Here is a 16,989-nt window from a genome sequence, read left to right on the forward strand (position 1 = left end):
CCACGAAGTGAATAACTACGTTGATGTTTCTATTTCTCATTCACCCACACCACCATCTCTCCTTCCTGACGGTTGCACCAAGCGTAATAAGGAATCGCTCGGAACGGAACTTCATATGTTTGGGGTTCAATAGGCCGATACAATTCATCATTCCATGCCGACTCATCGACCCGCTCAGCGGTTCCGGTGATTACTACAACCCCTTCTAACAAGTCTGGCTCAAAGTTCGCCTCAAGCTTGGCATCGCGCGGAAGGAACAAATTTGCCAAATTCGGTCCGTTATCAATCTCTTCCAAACAATAGACGATCGGCCCTCGTTGCAACGCAACTTTTCCAATGTTAGCACGCACTTGGGGATGCGCCTTAATCCGCTCGACCGGCATCGGGAAGTGAAGGACCATTTCATCCCCTTGTCGCCACACTCGACGGATATAAGCGTACCCTTTTTTGGTCAGCGGCGCAATGTCTACGTTTTCCCCATTGATCGTTACCTCCGCTCCCCGGCCCCATCCAGGAATGCGCAATCCAAGTGTAAATTCCTGGGCTGATTCCGGCGAAATCGTCAATCGAACCTTTCCATCCCAAGGATAATTCGTCTCTTGCACGATCTCGACTGACCGCCCGCCCATTTCTGTTTGAATGTCGCTGCCGACATAAAGGTGGACGAACAACGCATCCGATGTTTGTGAATAAATATAATGGCTGATCGAGGCGATGAGACGGGCCAAGTTCGGCGGGCAGCACGCGCAGCTGAACCATTTTTGCCGCACCGGTTTCACATGTCGTTTGTCATGGCGTTCGCATGCCTTCGGCCACACTTCGAGCGGGTTGACGTAAAAGAACCTCTTGCCGTCCAAATCCATGCCGCTGATCGTTCCGTTGTATAGCGCCCGTTCCATCACATCCGCGTACTTCCCATCCATCTCCAGTTCCAGCATGCGGCGTGCCCAAAACACTAACGCAATTGACGCACACGTCTCGGTATAGACCGTATCATTCGGCAAATCAAAATCAAACGTAAACGATTCGCCAAAAGCGCTCGAGCCGACGCCGCCTGTGATATACATTTGCCGTTTTGTCACGTTTTCCCATAACGTTTGGCACGCTTGTTTCAACGACTCGTCTCCCGTTTTCGCCGCCAGTCCAGCCATGGCGGTATACATATAGAGCGCCCGCACCGCATGCCCGACAGCTTGTTTCTGCTCCCTGACTGGAATGTGTGCTTGATGGTAGCGATACCCGCCGTCATACCAAAATGGCTTCGTTTCCCCTCTTGCTTCTTTTTCCTGATCAAAGTAATGAGGCTGCTGCCCGCGCTGGTCAATAAAATATTGGCTCAGTTTTAAATAGTTCTCGTTTCCAGTTGCCTCATACAATTTCAACAGCGCCAACTCAATTTCCTGATGTCCGTCGTATCCAGGAATTTGGCCTTCCCCGCGGCCGAATACCGTACCGATATAGTCGGCATACTTGCACATGATATCCAAAAAGCGCCGTTTGCCTGTGGCCCGGAAATAAGCAACTGCCGCTTCCATCAAATGGCCCGCACAATACAATTCATGGTTGTCCCGCAGGTTCGTCCAACGTTTACCGGGTTCCTTGACCGTATAATACGTATTGAGATAGCCGTCCGGCTGCTGAGCGCGGCCAAGCAGCTCAATCACGTCATCCGCGAGTTTTTCCAATTCTGGGTCGCGCTCCGCCTCCAACAAATACGCCACCGCTTCGAGCCATTTCGCTACATCGCTGTCTTGAAAGACCATCCCGTAAAATTCTCCATCTGATTCGCCAGCGGCGATGCGGAAGTTTTCGATTGCATGGCTTGGTTCAGCGCCAGGGATGCGGTCATTGAGCGCTTCCCACTGGTAAGGAACGACTTCGTTCCGGACGACATCGATATACCGTTTCCAAAACCGATCCTTGACATTTGCCCTTATTGTGGCTTTTTCCACTTTGATTCCCCCTATCATTTTCCTAAAGTCCACTCATTCAAAAAGTAGAGAATCGTAAAACGGTTCGGGCGCAATCGATGAGCCTCCCGCAGACTCCGTTCAACTAACGGAAGATCGATGCCGAGTTGTTCCGGAAAGGCGGCCCCTCCTACTTTCTCTAACATGGTTCGAACACGTCCTGGAGAGGGCAATGATTCAAGCAGTTTCTGAATAGAAGCCGCATTGGCTTTGAGTCGTTCCCATGCAGCTTCGTCTATTGATTTCGGTCGTTCTTCTAGTTTGTTCCATAACGGCCAAAAGACGTGTTGATAGTGTTCAATGATAATCGGAGTCGCTGCGCCAACTTTCGCCCCGTGCAGCACTTGCCGCTTGTTTTGCCGCAAAAACTCCATTTCCCAGTAGTGGGACAGATGGTGTTCCGCCCCCGATGCCGAGTACGATTGCCCCATGAGCAACATCGCAATGCCCGACTGCAGCAGCGCATCCATTAATACACGAATCCCTTGTTCACCGCCATCGGCAATGTCATCAATATGGTCGACACATGCTTTGAGAGATTGTTCGGTAAGCTGGTGAACAAATGGACAATAGGGCTCATCGGCCATCCAGTGGGCAAACTGCCAGTCGACCAATGACGTATACTTCGCCACCATATCGCCAAATCCAGCGGCGATCATCTGTTTTGGAGCTTGGGACAACACACCTGTATGAGCAAATACAGCGACCGGCGCCTGTGCTTGAATGGTTTTTTTCACCCCACGAATGATGAGCGGAGCTCCCATTGACGTAAATCCGTCCACCGATGGAGCAGTAGGGACAGAAATGAAAGGAATCTTCATTTTATAGCTGCTAAAACGGGTAATGTCATGAATCGTCCCTGCTCCTGCCGCAATGAGAACATCGACATCGTCGGGCGTTTCCAGCAGCACTTGCACAATCGAACGTTCATCGGCGATGACATCCCCATTTTGATCCGGTTGCACGAGGCATATTGTATAGCGGATCGATTTGTTTTCCAGTTCATCACACAATGACTCCCCTACTGCGGCAAACGTCCGTTCATCAGCCACCACTGCCACCCTCTCATACCGCTTATGACGCAAATAAGCAACGAGCTGCTCAAACGCGTCACATCCCACCGTCATCTGTTCAATTGGAATGTCATCATGACGGTGGCCACAATCGCATTGCTTCACCAATGACACGATTTCTTCTATTGGATTCACTGCATAATCTCCTTTCCCAGCTCCACGATGTCGTAAATCGAATCCATCACATAGTCCGGCCGTTCTTTTTCCCTCCATGCCCCTAATTCGTTGCGCTTCGTATTTCCTGTCAGCACAAGAGCGGTTTTCATGCCGTACATTCTCCCCATGCGAATATCCGATTCCACGCTGTCACCAATGACGAGACAGCGGTTAGGAGGCACCTTCAGCTGGCGCAAAGCCGCTTCGACCATAAAGCAAGAAGGCTTCCCTAACACAAGTTCCACTTTTCGGCTCGCCGCCGCTTCAATCGCCCCGACCATCCCGGCGACATCAATGGCATTCCCATGTTCACTCGGAAATGTTTTATCGATGTTGGTCGCAATGATTCGCGCCCCATGATGGACAGCACGAAATGCCAAATCCAAATCGCGGTACGTCATCGTTTCATGCAGCGTGATGATGAGAAAATCCGCGTCTTCCGGAGCCGGCGCCAATGGCACCTGGTAATGCCGCAGCTCTTCACGCAATCCTTCGTCGCCTAACGTCCAAACTTGGCATAGCGGATAATGTTTCCGCAAAAATTGGGCTGTTACCGTTGAGGATAAAATAATGTCTTCTTCCGCCGCCGCAATCCCGAACCGTCTAAGCTGTTCATGGCACATGCGCCGCGACCAATTGCCACGGTTGCTGACGAACACAATTCGTTTTCCAAGCGAACGGAGGTAGGCAACCGCCTCATCCGCATGGGGAATTAGTTCATTTCCTCTCCATATCGTCCCGTCAAGATCGATCAACACCCCTTCAATGTCCTCGATCACGAACCATCCGCCTCCCATCCGCTTACGACGATCGCACGCCAAACCGATAGACTGTCGTTGACACTCGCTCTTTGCCAGCTGGCAATACAATCGACGGAAACTGCGGATGATGAACTGCATCCGGCAACCCTTGTGTTTCTAAGCAAATGCCGAGATATTTCCGCGACGGCACGCCGCCCAAATCCAACCCTTCCGGCAACTGATTCGACGTATACACGACGACGCCGACTTCATCCGTCTCGACTGTCAATATCCGCCCACTCTCCGGATCGGAAAGCACAATCTCTTTGTCATGATGCCGATCGAGCCAAAACGGATGGTCATAGCCCCCGCCGACGAGTTCAATTTGCGGATGCCCGGATTCGACCGCCTCCCGTATCGTCTTTCCTTGCCGCAAATCAAACGGCGTGCCAGCGACATCCAAGACGCGGCCAGTCGGAATCAGTTCCTCATTCAGCTCCAGCACACGGGAGCTTTGGATGGTCAGCATGTGATCCAAAATATCACGCTTGCCGTTGCCGCTCAAGTTAAAATACGTATGGTTCGTCAAATTGACGAGCGTCGTTTTGTCTGAACGAGCCCGGTACGTGACGATCCATTCGTTGTCACTATTCAGCCAATATTCCACTTGAACATGAACCGTTCCCGAATATCCCTCTTCCCCGTCCGGGCTTGTGTATGAAAACACGACCCCCACTGCATTATTGCGCTGAACCGGTTCCGCCTGCCAAAGCACGTGATGGAATCCGTTCGGGCCGCCGTGCAAGTGGTTGTTGTTTTCGTTTTTCGCCAATTGATACGTGATTCCATCTAGTTCGAAGCTCGCCCCGCGAATGCGTCCGGCCACGCGGCCGATCACCGCACCAAAGTAAGGGGCGTTGGTTAAATACGGTTCAAACCGGCCAAACCCGAGCGCGACATTTTCGATATTGCCGTTCCGGTCGGGAACGCGGATGTCCGTCACGATGCATCCGTAGTTTGTCGCCGACAGTTTTATGCCACGGTCGTTTGTCAAGATGAACAAGAGAATATCGTTTCCATTCAGTTCGGACCATTTTTCGTATGTAATGTTCATCTCGATTCTCCTTCCTTTATAACCACACGATCGCTCCCGTTTTCATCGATGTGCGGCAAGCATCGAGCGCCCGCGCCTGTTGGATCATGCGCTCCGGCGAATACAACAGCGGCATCCCTTCGAGAATGGCGCGCGAAAAGTGCTCGATTTGCAGCGCGTATTGGTCGCCTGCCACCGTTTCCTCGCGTACGTTCCCATCAGCCGTTGCGACCGTAATCCGCCCCTCGCCGCCATCCACATCCGGCCGATACGCCCGCGAAACAATGATTTTCCCCTTCGTGCCGATGATTTCGTACTCATTTTTGAAGAACATATCGAAGCTGCATGTGAATTGGGCGAAAACACCATTTTCCATCCTCATCCATCCGCTCGTCGTCAAATCGACCGAACGATGCGGATCAAAACGAGATTGGACAAACAGCTCGATGGGCTCGGCGTCAAGGATGTGTCTCGTTGAGTGTACGCAATAGCAGCCGACATCGAATAGGCTTCCCCCGCCAAGCTCAGGGTTCATGCGGATATTCGTTTCTCGGTCTTGCAAGTAAAAGGAGAAATGGGCGCGCATGTACTTGACTTCGCCAATCTCACCAGCAGCCAGAAGCTGTTTGACCCGTTCATGCTGCGGATGAAACTGGTACATGAACGCCTCCATGAATAAAACACCGTTTTCCTCGCATACCTCTATCATACGCCGGACGTCTTCTGCGCATAAGGCGGCGGGTTTTTCGCAAAGCACGTGCTTTTTCTTCTTCGCTGCTTTGATTGTCCATTCGGCGTGCAGGCTGTTCGGAAGCGGGATGTACACTGCGTCGATGTCAGGATCATCGAGCAGCTGGTCATAGCTGTCATACGCCTTCGGAATGCCGAGCTCCTTCGCCGCCTGATCGGCCTTTCCATTTTCACTGGCGATCGCCACCACCTCGGCATAATCCGCACGATGAATGGCAGGAATCATCACGTCTTTCGCAATGGCGGCCGTACTGACTATTCCCCAGCGAACTTTGCGTTCCATTTTCAGCTCCCCTTCCTGTTTCTCAAAGGGATAGGCTGGCCCCTTAGACCAGCCTTCACTTTTCTTATCGTTCTCCTAAACGAATGACGTTCCACGACAACTTCGGCAACGTCGCCAACACTTTTCCATCAGATATCTGAGCGTCGCCGTTGCGATGCGGAACAACAGGAGACGATTGCGCTGAATTCGTTTGTTTCACATTTTCATGTTCCAAAACGATATGCTCAATGACGTGGTAGTCTTCAAAACTACGGGCATCGCATTCCAGTAATAATGCATCGTCCATGTCACGGTTGACCGCAAAAATCGTCACTTCTTCTTTTTCTTCATTGTAAACAGCGATCGACTCTAAATACGGGACATCAGTGAAGTCTTTGCTGTCGTATTTCGGGCTCGAAATAACCGGATGCAGCGCCACTCCTCTGCCATAAACAGAGGCGTGCATAAACGGATAATAAATCGTTTGTTTCCAAGCTGGACCGTTCTTTTCCGTCATGATTGGCGCAATGACATTGACTAATTGAGCCAAGCAGGCAATTTTCACCCGGTCCGCATGTTTCATGAGTGTAATAAGCATGCAGCCGACAAGGAGCGCATCTTCAAAGTTATAAATATCTTCCAACAAAGGCGGCGCAACGGTCCATGGCTCAATTAACTTATCCGCCTCATTCGAGTGGTACCATACGTTCCATTCATCAAATGAAAGATGGATCGTTTTTTTGCTTCGTTTTTTCGCTTTGACATAATCGGCGATGGCGACAACCGAACGGATAAAATCATCCATTTCCAGCGACAGCGCCAAATAATTGGCCGTATTATTATCCCGGTTTCCGTAGTATTGATGGAGAGAAATATAGTCGACATGGTCATACGTATGGTCAAGAACAGTCGCTTCCCATTCCGCAAACGTCGGCATATTTCGGTTTGAGCTTCCACACACAACAAGTTCAATCGTCGGGTCGACCCACTTCATCACTTTGGCTGCTTCGCAAGCAATCCGCCCGTACTCGACGGCCGTCTTATGGCCGATTTGCCACGGACCATCCATCTCATTGCCCAAGCACCACGTTTTAATTTTATGAGGCTCTTTGTAGCCGTGGGAAATGCGCAAATCGCTGTAGTAGGAGCCCGATGGGTGGTTGCAGTATTCGACTAAGTTGCGTGCCGCATCAATGCCGCGCGTCCCTAAGTTGACGGCCATATTCACTTCGGCTCCGACCATCTTGGCCCAATCCATAAATTCATTCAAGCCAATTTCATTCGTTTCCACCGACCGCCACGCCAAATCCAACCGCCGCGGACGCTGCTCTTTTGGCCCCACTCCATCTTCCCAGTTGTAACCGGACACAAAATTCCCGCCCGGATAGCGGATGATCGGCACTTGCAGTTCTTTCACCAGTTCAATCACATCTTGGCGGAATCCATTTTCATCCGCCTGCGGATGGCCCGGTTCATAAATCCCCCCGTATACCGCACGGCCGAGGTGCTCAATAAAAGAGCCATAAATGCGCTTGTCGATTTCAGCGATTTTGAAGTCTTTTTCGATGATCATGGTTGCTTTTTTCGTAGCCATCTGCCACTCTTCCTTTCTATTTTTTATCAACTTGTCAATCTATTCTTCCCTTCCCCATTTCGCCCTTCCCGGAAACGGGCAACATTCCCGCCTCCATTTTGCCTGGTAATGGACAAGATACCCGCTATAGGCGCAAGTTGTGCCATATTGGAGAGAGGAACAACTTCTGCATATATTGATCCTTTTCTCATATACGTCATCGGAAACGAATGCTGAACGATCAATTTGTTCAATGAGCGGATCCATCATTTCCCGTGTAACGATGACGCTGCCCGCGCAGTCTTGGCACCAATTTTTTTCTTCCATATTTTCCGCCGCCTTTGTCTTCATTGTCGTTCAATCAAAGCCGCTTTATTTTCAACAATCGCTAAAGTGACGACAGACATGGGCGGAAGTTTGGCCATCAGTGTATGTTGGCCGAGCTCTATTTGACGGAACGGTTCGGGCTTCACTGCATCCGGCTTTTCAAATGTATTATGGGCATTCATCTCATTCGCTGTTAACATCGTGCCGAATACTTGCTTGCGTGCGAGGCTGTCTCCACGAAACTCTAAATCTACTACCGCCTCATTTCGATGATCAATATTGCATAAACTGATATGGACAGTTCCTTCCCCGTTCTTGGATGCAGTGATGCTTACTTGCGGCAACGTTTCCCCGCGATGCTCATACTCGGCACATGAAGACTCTATTGCCAACAACTCGGCATCTTGGTGAACCTTATACATGTCAAACACATGATACGTAGGCGTGAGAATCATTTGTTCCCCTCTTGTCAAAATGACCGCTTGCAAGACGTTAACCGTTTGCGCGATATTCGCCATTCGCACTCGATCACAATGGTTATGGAAAATATGAAAATGGAGAGCTGCGACAAGCGCATCACGGATTGTATTTTGTTGATATAAGAATCCCGGATTCGTGCCCGGTTCTACGTCATACCACGTTCCCCATTCATCCACAATGAGCCCGACACGCTTTTCCGGATCGTACTTATCCATAATCGTGCTATGCCTCGTAATCAATTCATCTATATATAATGCTTTTTTCAATGTAATAAACCACTCATCTTCTGTAAAATCCGTGGCGGAGCCTTTCCCGAGCCAAAAGTCCCCAGGAATTGTATAATAATGAAGGCTCAACCCATCCATAAAGCGGCCGGCATTTTTCATTAAAACTTCTGTCCAGTAATAGTCATCTACATTCGCACCACAGGCAATTTTATAAATTTGATTGTCCCCGTAATTTCTGACATATGTTTGATAGCGGCGATACAGGTCGGCGTAATATTCAGGGCGCATATTCCCTCCGCAGCCCCAGTTTTCATTCCCGACCCCGAAATATTTCAACTTCCACGGCTTCTCCCGCCCATTCTCCTTGCGCCAATTCGCCATTGGCGATTCTCCATCAAATGTCATATACTCAATCCATTCTGACATCTCTTGAACCGTGCCGCTGCCTACATTGCCGCAAATATAAGGCTCGCATTCAAGCATTTCGCATAACATCATAAACTCGTGAGTGCCGAAATGATTGTTCTCAATCACCCCTCCCCAATGGGTGTTAATCATTTTTTTGCGCTGCTCCCTTGGGCCAACCCCATCCTTCCAATGGTACTCATCCGCAAAGCAGCCGCCCGGCCACCGTAGAACCGGAACTTTTATGTTTTTCAACGCTTGCAATACATCGTTGCGAATCCCATTTGTATTCGGAATCGGAGAGTCTTCTCCGACCCAAATTCCTTCATAAATGCAACGCCCAAGATGTTCCGCAAAATGGCCGTAAATGTTCTTGTTGATGGTTCCTTTTGGCATGTCGACGTTTATTACCGCTCTGTTTCTCACAATACCTCTCCCATTCCTTTCATTAATGTTATGTAGACATTTGCTTCACCAGTGTCAGATTATAATTTGTACGTACTATAGAAGACATCAAACAAAGTTAAGGTATATTTGTACGTATAAATTTCAATTCGATTGTATCACAACCTTTCTTTTTTTCAAGGGGGCTTTCAAAATTTTCGAATCGTTCGCAACACCTCTGCTTTGCCGCCCTATCCATCGATGGAGATGCGAGCCCCCTTGGAAAAAGCCAAGGGGACTTCTCTGATTTATTCACTCGTTTGCGCCAAGTCAGTCACTTGGGAAGGAGTTAACGCGCCCTCGTAAATGCGCAGTTCGTCAATCAATCCTTTGAATGGAGGATCCCACCAGTTTACCCCTAGAGCGAAGCTTGCGTTTGCGCCGGTGAAGACATCCGGAAAGTTTGTGCCGCTGAATTTTTCCACGCCGTTTATATAAACTTTAACCGCGCCGTTATCGACCGAGAACGCTAAATGTGTCCACTGACCCGTTGGGATTTTCCAAAAAGTTCGACCATCATACCATGGCGAGCTTCCTGACCATAGCATCGTATTGCCGTCCCAACCTTGCGGAACGAGGCTTACCCAATGGTTAGGATCCTTGGCGCCAAAGAAAGTTGTCGTATGCGTGGTTAATTGTTCCGGTTTCACCCAAAGCGACACCGAATATTGGTTGCTTGAGACCAAACCGTCTGGCAAGCGGATGCCAGATTGTCCGTTCAATACGGCCGCTTTCCCGATCTTGCCGTCTGCATAAGCGATCGTGCCGCCCTCGTTATCGATTCTATTGCCAGTAATCGTACCTGGTCCAAAATTGCCCGTACTATCGCTTAAGTCATTGTTATCAAAACTGTAATGCGCAGTTAACTTCGCTTCCTCGTAGGGCAGTACAGTAATGTGAAACACTTTCGTCGCTGTGGCATCTCCTTTCGTAATCGTCGCCGTAAGGGTAACCGTAACAGGGGCTGAGCCGACTTCCGGACGATGAACGACTCCCGTCTCGGAAACCACCTTTGCGTCCGAAGTGGTCCACGAAATTACCGTATGCCTTGTTCCCTCGGTGGGAAGATGTAAGTTGGAAACCACGTGATCGGTATCACCAAGATCCAAGTCACTCGCGACATCCTCTACAATTTCCTCATCTGTTTTATCAGCCAGTTTGCTCCCCCAGATCGAGACACCTTCATTTGAAAGAGCGGTAAAGGCCATGACATAACGTTTGGAAGTGGGATCCCATTGACGTACAAATACCCCGTCATACGTTTCTCCATCGATTGTGATTTCTGCTTGATTATGTCCGATTTTTCTCCACGTCCCAGTGGCATCCCCGGAAATGGTGTTATTTCTATTCAAGCGTACAAATATTTGCTTTTTTATGTCAGCCGAATAGTCTTTCCCGTGATTGATCAATTGATATTCCCCAACAACATCTTGCTTGTTGACTTTTTCAAGCTTTTCGCCTGCATACCGATATGGAGCTACAACCGGCCATCCATTTTTATTCATAAACATTTGATGGACCCGGACTTCATGATACTCACCCGATTGCGGAAAACGAGTATGAAAAACTAAAAATTGCTGGCCAGTTTTGCGGTCCAAATAAACAGAGTTATGCCCCGGAGAGACATACCCTACGCCGATTCCCGTCCCAGGATCCCCTACTTTTCGTTCGAATAAGAAGTTCCCCATAATTTTATTGCCATAAGGGGAGTTATCAACTTCTCCTGGCAAAACGGCACTTTGCCCCTTTGCATCTACGTAAGGTCCTGTCGGGCTAGTTGACCGAAACTGTCTCATGTTATAGCCGCCGTCCGCTCCTAACCAACCGTATGTGACATACAAATAATAATAGTCTGTATTTTTATCGTAGACGATGTACGTCCCTTCTCCTGATTGATAATACCCGCCCGCGATCTTTATGCCGAAATATCGGTCAACAAGCCGTCCATCGGGAGTTTTTCCATCTTTGCCAGGATAGATCGGCTTGCCAGTCGTTTTGTCCATCGGCAGGACAAAAATACCGCCAGACCATGATCCGTAAGCCATCCAAAGGTTCCCTTTCTCATCATAGAACAAATTGGGGTCAATAGCGTTAGGAAAGTCTCGATTATTATACGATCCATCATTATGAAACCAATCGGCCCGCACCCCTTTCAATTTTCCTTGCTCGATCAATTTAGGAATATTCGTATTCGTCCATTTTTTATTGATTTTGCTGTTGGCATCATACGCTTCCTCTTTAGTAAATCCGGAATATACAATTGTATCCACATACTTATATGGGCCTTCGATATGCTTAGACACCGCATATCCGATGGCTGACCGAATGTAAGTGGACGAAACCGAGTAATAAATCATATAGGCTCCTTTTGTGCCGTCTTCATTGATATAGTCTTTGTTCCAAAAAACATCCGGAGCCCAAACCGCAAAACCGCCCTTGCTGTCGGCATCATTTTCGCCCGCCCATTTAAACGAACCAGCCAAATTCTTTGATAAATCGCCATATAGCTTATTATTTGGTGTTGTGTAGCCATTAGTAAACTTCTCCCAATTCATTAAATCTTTTGACTTGGCGGCCTCAATATGGGAACCAAAAATGTAATACGTATCACCGTCTTTCACAATCGATGGATCATGGACAGATACATTTGTAAATTGGGGATCCTTTACCTTTTGATTTTGCCGGACATTCTCTCCTGTATGCTTCTCTTCTCCCCTCCCTAGCGTTGCGCTGGACAAACATACGGCAACAATTAAAAGAAACAGAGCGATTCCTTTCAAACTTCTCCTTTTCATCCTAAGCACCCCTTTTTCATGCTAAACCTCTATCCTTTAATCCCTGAAATAGCAATCGATTCAATAATTTGTTTTTGGAAGATGACAAACACAATAATCATAGGCAACAGAGCGACTACGGAAGCCGCCATAATTAACGGATAGTCACTTTGAATTGCAAAATTGGCGTTAAAGCTAGCAATCACCAATTGCAATGTTTGCTTTTCCGGAGAATTCAGATAAATAATAGGCGCTAAATAGTCATTCCATATCCCCATAAACCATAAAATCAATTGTGCAGCAACAGCCGGCCGAATTAAAGGGAGAACAATTTTATAATAAATTTGGAAATATGAACATCCATCAATTTTTGCCGCTTCAATAATGGAATCAGGTATGCTGCTTAAATATTGTCTGAGAAAAAAAATCATCATAATATTTCCAAACAATCCTGGAACAATTAATGGCAATAGCGTATCCGTCCACTCAAGGCTAGAAAACATGATAAACTGCGGAATCATAACCACTGGATAAGGAATCATCATTGAAGTCAACAATAAAAGAAAAATTTTATTTCTTCCAGGGAATCGCAACTTGGCAAATGCAAATGCCGCTAAACTGGAAGTAAATGTTCCGACTACCGTTACCGTGACAGCGACAATCAAGCTATTGATCATCCCCGAAAGCAAAGGACCTTTTTCCCATATCTCGATATATTTTTCAAAATGTATCGTTTCCGGAATCCACTTTGGCGGCAAAGAAAATACATCCTGCTTATCTTTCAAGGACGTCGATACCATCCAGAGCAAGGGCGCGATCATAAAAACGGCTCCCACAGATAAAAGGAAGAAAAGCACTAAGTTGATGATGCGGTTTTTTTTCGCCACCGTATTTACATTAAGTTTCGCATTTTTTTGCACAACTGCTTCCATAACGATCCTCTCCTAATAAGAAAATGCATTAATCCATATCAAATCTTGACCGCTCATTCAACCGGAATTGAATATACGTGACGATAAATATAAAGATTCCGAGGATTACAGCCATAGCGGATGCATATCCTAATTGGAAATTCCCAAACGCTTTTTGCCAAATATACCAAACAATCGAGGCCGAGCTAAACTCCGGTCCTCCGTTTGGCGTCATCACGTCAATTTCCGTAAAAATTTGCGCCCCACCAATTACTGAGGTGACAATAATAAAGAAGGTTACGGGCTTCACCATCGGCAGCGTAATATACCAAAAAGATTGCAACGCGTTAGCCCCATCCAGCTTTGCCGCTTCATAAAACGTTTTTGGCACGCTTTGCAAAGCAGCCAAATAAAGCAACATAGTATACCCTAATCCTTTCCAAACGGCCATAATAATTAACGCAGGTTTGACAGTGTGAACATTCTGAAGCCAGTTAGGCCCTTTGATGCCAAAAAAACCTAAAAACTGATTAACTAATCCATAATCCCCATTATACGCCCATTGCCACAATATGGATATCGCAGCAATTGAAGAAATAACAGGAATATAATAAATCACGCGAAAGACATTGGTTCCAGGAACCCCTCTATTCAGTGCCAAGGCCAGCAGAAGAGACAGCACCACACCGATAGGGATGCCAATCATCATAAAAATCGTGTTATACATAGCTTTGTAAAAATATTCATCTTTAAACAAGGCTTTAAAATTGTCCAGCCCTATAAAATTCATTTGCCCAAGCCCGTTCCAATCGGTAAATGCCCCATATAAAGAGTAGAGAGATGGAACAAAAGTAAAAACAAGGAATCCTATCACCGGAGCGGAAATAAACAAGTATGCATAAATTTTTTCCTTTCGATACAAGGACGATTGGTGGCTTCTTCTCCGCTTCACGCCTCTCCCCTCCTTCAATATCATAAGAGTATTTCATCCGCAGGCTAATAAACAAATACCGGTGTTATTGGCACAACACCGGTATTCACCTGTTTTCTCTTGAACAATTGTCATTTTTTGCTTGCTTGTTTTTCTTGTTCGATTGCCTGATCCAACAGCTTTTGCATTTTCGGCTTTGCTTTCTTTACGTACTCTTCAGCGGACATTTTTCCATCTAAAACTGGTTGCAGATTGCGATAAAACTCGTCGTACCATTCACCGTTGTACGTATATTCTGTCGGAAATGAACGCCCATAATCATTAATGATATCCAAAAATTCCTGCTTGTTTGCCGGCTTAATGGAAGGATCTTTTGCCCACTCTTCAGCTACTTTCACAGAGTTCGGCAACTGTACACGCTGGTCAACAAGCGCTTTCTGCCCCTCTGGATCAGCGGACAAATATAATGCTAACTCTACTGCCTCTTTTGGATGCTTGGTCATGCTTGACACCCCGATTCCAAGCGACCCAACCCAAGTAGCCGGTTTGCCAGTCGAACCTGCAGGCCATGGAATCAAATCATACTCAAATTTGATTTGTTGGTCAAAAGCAGCTAAATCCCAAGGACCTACAGGGAAAAAGCCAAGTTGCCCTCTCAACCAGCGTTGATACGTATCCAATGTCTGCGCCTCCGCAATCGATGGGGTGACCTTATATTTATTCTGCATGTCAGCAAAGAATTGGAGGGCTTCTATAAATTTCGGATCGTCAACGGTAACTTTCGTTTTGCTTTCATCAATCCAATCGGCACCATTGCTCCAAACAAACGCTTGCAACGTCCATGTGGCATTTAAACCTGTTCCCCATTGGTCGAGCTTCCCATCGCCATTCGTGTCTTTGGTTAGTTTCTTACAAACATCAATAAATTCTTGCCATGTATATGGTTTATCTTTATCTGGAAGAGGAATCCCTGCTTTTTCAAACATTGTTTTATTGTACCCGAGTGCAAACGGTCCTAAATCTTTCGGCAGCCCATAAAGATTTCCCTGACCGACCTTTTCTCCATCAAATCGATATTTATTTACCCCTTTTTCCCAAATATCTTGGAGATTAACACCTTTTGAGTTTTCTACATATTTTGTGATGTCTAATAGTACATTGGAATTCACATAAGCGCGAAGTTCTCCGGGGTTGAAATAAAACACATCAGGTATTTTTCTTCCCGCGATCGCAGCCCGTAGTTTCGTAGCATATTGATCTGGCGACGTAACAACAATATTTACTTTTACATTCGGATGTTTTTCTTCGAATTTTTTCACTACGTTCTTATAAGCTGTTTGCTCTTGGGGCTGTCCCCTAAACATAAACGTCAGTTCTATTTTTTCCCCATTGCCATTGCCGACAGATGCGTTTTTGTCCGAACACCCTACTAAAGCAGAAATCACGGCAAACGCTAGAGCAAGAAAAAGCGTTTTCATTTTTTTCGTCCTCATCATCCAAATCCCCCTTCGTCATACTCATTTGCAGCCATACTTCACGCCAATCCAAATGTACGAACAAAACACCTTCATATTTCTTAAAATAATGAGCCCCCCTCCTAAATATGTAAGCGCATTCTTTATTCAATTACATATTAATCTAATTGTTCGTACATGTCAATGAATTTTTTAAAGTTTCACCTTATTCTACTTAATTTGTTCGTACATATTATTACATTCTTTGATCCCATCCGTTCATAAAATGTATTCTTTCATAAATCCCTTTAAATACCGGTTGTTTTTTTGAATGGAAGCAAATCCTCTCTCATATGTTTTCTCTGCCTTCAAACTGACAAATACGGCCACCCTTCATCATCCCAATACAAAGGCCGGATTTGCAACGTTGGCTCTCCGTTTTTGAGAGCGTCGTACGCATGGTTCACAAGAATGGCGGAAGCCCCCGAGAAATAAACGGCGCAATGCCCTGGTCCTATCCAACGGTCGTTCCCTGCGTCAAGAATCGTGCCGCCTCCCTGCATCATCGATACACCATTTTTGTCTACGTATGGCCCTGTAATGTCCTTTGACCTACCAACGACGATTTTATACGTGCTTTCAATACCGCGGCAGCAAAAATCAAATGATACAAACAAATAATAATATCCGTTCCGGCACACGATAAAAGGGGCTTCGATCGCATTAGGCTCCTCACCCCTGCTGGCAATCGTCAGCAACTCGGCCTGCGCGGCAGGTTTCATTGTTTCAGTGTCCAGCTGAATCAACTGAATTCCCGACCAAAAAGAACCGAAACTTAACCAAGGTTGCCCTTCCTGATCAAAAACTACATTCGGATCTATCGCATTATAGTTATCGGAAGCCGTTGAATGAATAACGGGACCCATGTCTTTCCATTCATAGTCAGGATCTCGCGGGTCAAGGGTCCGATTGGTCGCCAATCCAATCACCGATGTGTTTTTTCCAAAGGTAGAGACTGAATAATACAGATAGTAAATTCCGTTATAAAAACATATATCGGGCGCCCATAAATGATCTTCGTCTTTTTCTGGAACATACTGCTTGCACCAATCCGGCAACGATGGAAATACCCGGCCCATATTCTCCCAATGAACCCCATCTTCAGATGTTTTGATTTGAATGCCGCTCCCGGTGTGAAAAACATACCATCGACTTCCCTCTTTTGCGATGACTGGATCATGAGCCCATAAATCTCCCTTAAGACTCCAATCCATTTCGTAAAAGTTAACATTGCCAAAGGGGTGGAAATGAACCATTTGCTTAGTCTCCTTTTAATTTGGATTATTTTCAGAACTTTATAACATATTGTTTTAAGCCCAAAACCATTGCTGAGATGGAACATGCCATAGTTTCTCAATT

Annotated in this window: 13 protein-coding genes; all 13 read right to left on the reverse strand. The window is 46.7% G+C overall.

The window, feature by feature from the left end:
• Nucleotides 1-29: 29 nt before the first annotated feature.
• The 13 genes from GYMC52_RS09420 to GYMC52_RS09475 all read right to left on the reverse strand — a co-directional run bounded on the left by GYMC52_RS09420 (nt 30) and on the right by GYMC52_RS09475 (nt 16,886).
• Nucleotides 30-1,970 carry a glycoside hydrolase family 127 protein gene (locus tag GYMC52_RS09420; RefSeq protein WP_173346437.1) on the reverse strand — a complete coding sequence of 647 codons (1,941 nt, stop codon included), beginning with the start codon at nt 1,968-1,970 and terminating at the stop codon, nt 30-32.
• A complete protein-coding gene (locus GYMC52_RS09425) occupies nt 1,967-3,178 on the reverse strand; it encodes an iron-containing alcohol dehydrogenase (protein ID WP_013523898.1) in 1,212 nt (403 codons plus the stop codon). Before GYMC52_RS09425 ends, GYMC52_RS09420 begins: the two co-directional genes overlap by 4 nt.
• Nucleotides 3,175-3,996, reverse strand: coding sequence for an HAD-IIA family hydrolase (locus GYMC52_RS09430; protein WP_049777095.1), 822 nt, complete (start codon nt 3,994-3,996; stop codon nt 3,175-3,177). Before GYMC52_RS09430 ends, GYMC52_RS09425 begins: the two co-directional genes overlap by 4 nt.
• Nucleotides 3,997-4,000: 4 nt before the next feature.
• The gene (locus GYMC52_RS09435) at nt 4,001-5,053 is read right to left on the reverse strand and encodes an aldose epimerase family protein (RefSeq protein WP_013523900.1); all 1,053 of its coding nucleotides are present in this window, start codon (nt 5,051-5,053) and stop codon (nt 4,001-4,003) included.
• Nucleotides 5,054-5,069: 16 nt separating this feature from the next.
• Nucleotides 5,070-6,065, reverse strand: coding sequence for a Gfo/Idh/MocA family protein (locus GYMC52_RS09440; RefSeq protein ID WP_013523901.1), 996 nt, complete (start codon nt 6,063-6,065; stop codon nt 5,070-5,072).
• Nucleotides 6,066-6,129: 64 nt separating this feature from the next.
• The gene (locus GYMC52_RS09445; protein ID WP_013523902.1) at nt 6,130-7,638 is read right to left on the reverse strand and encodes an alpha-N-arabinofuranosidase; all 1,509 of its coding nucleotides are present in this window, start codon (nt 7,636-7,638) and stop codon (nt 6,130-6,132) included.
• Between the two features lie 39 nt (nt 7,639-7,677).
• Nucleotides 7,678-7,968, reverse strand: coding sequence for a DUF6171 family protein (locus GYMC52_RS19990; RefSeq protein ID WP_343203255.1), 291 nt, complete (start codon nt 7,966-7,968; stop codon nt 7,678-7,680).
• The gene (locus GYMC52_RS09450) at nt 7,965-9,452 is read right to left on the reverse strand and encodes an alpha-N-arabinofuranosidase (protein ID WP_049777096.1); all 1,488 of its coding nucleotides are present in this window, start codon (nt 9,450-9,452) and stop codon (nt 7,965-7,967) included. The genes GYMC52_RS19990 and GYMC52_RS09450 overlap by 4 nt, the downstream gene beginning before the upstream one ends.
• Nucleotides 9,453-9,748: 296 nt before the next feature.
• Complete coding sequence (locus GYMC52_RS09455) at nt 9,749-12,295, reverse strand: LamG-like jellyroll fold domain-containing protein (protein ID WP_013523905.1); 2,547 nt, start codon at nt 12,293-12,295, stop codon at nt 9,749-9,751.
• A 29-nt stretch (nt 12,296-12,324) separates the two neighbouring features.
• Nucleotides 12,325-13,206, reverse strand: a complete 882-nt coding sequence (locus GYMC52_RS09460) for a carbohydrate ABC transporter permease (RefSeq protein WP_013523906.1) — start codon at nt 13,204-13,206, stop codon at nt 12,325-12,327.
• A 28-nt stretch (nt 13,207-13,234) separates the two neighbouring features.
• Nucleotides 13,235-14,137, reverse strand: coding sequence for a carbohydrate ABC transporter permease (locus GYMC52_RS09465; RefSeq protein ID WP_013523907.1), 903 nt, complete (start codon nt 14,135-14,137; stop codon nt 13,235-13,237).
• Between the two features lie 110 nt (nt 14,138-14,247).
• Nucleotides 14,248-15,609: an ABC transporter substrate-binding protein gene (locus tag GYMC52_RS09470; RefSeq protein ID WP_013523908.1), complete on the reverse strand. Its 1,362-nt coding sequence runs from the start codon at nt 15,607-15,609 to the stop codon at nt 14,248-14,250.
• A 329-nt stretch (nt 15,610-15,938) separates the two neighbouring features.
• On the reverse strand, nt 15,939-16,886 hold the full coding sequence (locus GYMC52_RS09475) for an arabinan endo-1,5-alpha-L-arabinosidase (RefSeq protein ID WP_013523909.1): 948 nt from the start codon (nt 16,884-16,886) through the stop codon (nt 15,939-15,941).
• Between the last annotated feature and the right edge of the window lie 103 nt (nt 16,887-16,989).

It is taken from the genome of Geobacillus sp. Y412MC52 (genome assembly GCF_000174795.2).
GTDB classification, from domain to species: domain Bacteria; phylum Bacillota; class Bacilli; order Bacillales; family Anoxybacillaceae; genus Geobacillus; species Geobacillus thermoleovorans.

What these genes read in the sequence shown, in the direction of transcription:
- GYMC52_RS09420 (WP_173346437.1), bottom strand. Translation starts at nt 1,970, where the DNA reads ATGATAGGGGGAATCAAAGTGGAAAAAGCCACAATAAGGGCAAATGTC.
- GYMC52_RS09430 (WP_049777095.1), bottom strand. Translation starts at nt 3,996, where the DNA reads ATGGGAGGCGGATGGTTCGTGATCGAGGACATTGAAGGGGTGTTGATC.
- GYMC52_RS09435 (WP_013523900.1), bottom strand. Translation starts at nt 5,053, where the DNA reads ATGAACATTACATACGAAAAATGGTCCGAACTGAATGGAAACGATATT.
- GYMC52_RS09440 (WP_013523901.1), bottom strand. Translation starts at nt 6,065, where the DNA reads ATGGAACGCAAAGTTCGCTGGGGAATAGTCAGTACGGCCGCCATTGCG.
- GYMC52_RS09445 (WP_013523902.1), bottom strand. Translation starts at nt 7,638, where the DNA reads ATGGCTACGAAAAAAGCAACCATGATCATCGAAAAAGACTTCAAAATC.
- GYMC52_RS19990 (WP_343203255.1), bottom strand. Translation starts at nt 7,968, where the DNA reads ATGAAGACAAAGGCGGCGGAAAATATGGAAGAAAAAAATTGGTGCCAA.
- GYMC52_RS09450 (WP_049777096.1), bottom strand. Translation starts at nt 9,452, where the DNA reads ATGCCAAAAGGAACCATCAACAAGAACATTTACGGCCATTTTGCGGAA.
- GYMC52_RS09455 (WP_013523905.1), bottom strand. Translation starts at nt 12,295, where the DNA reads ATGAAAAGGAGAAGTTTGAAAGGAATCGCTCTGTTTCTTTTAATTGTT.
- GYMC52_RS09460 (WP_013523906.1), bottom strand. Translation starts at nt 13,206, where the DNA reads ATGGAAGCAGTTGTGCAAAAAAATGCGAAACTTAATGTAAATACGGTG.
- GYMC52_RS09470 (WP_013523908.1), bottom strand. Translation starts at nt 15,609, where the DNA reads ATGAGGACGAAAAAAATGAAAACGCTTTTTCTTGCTCTAGCGTTTGCC.
- GYMC52_RS09475 (WP_013523909.1), bottom strand. Translation starts at nt 16,886, where the DNA reads ATGGTTCATTTCCACCCCTTTGGCAATGTTAACTTTTACGAAATGGAT.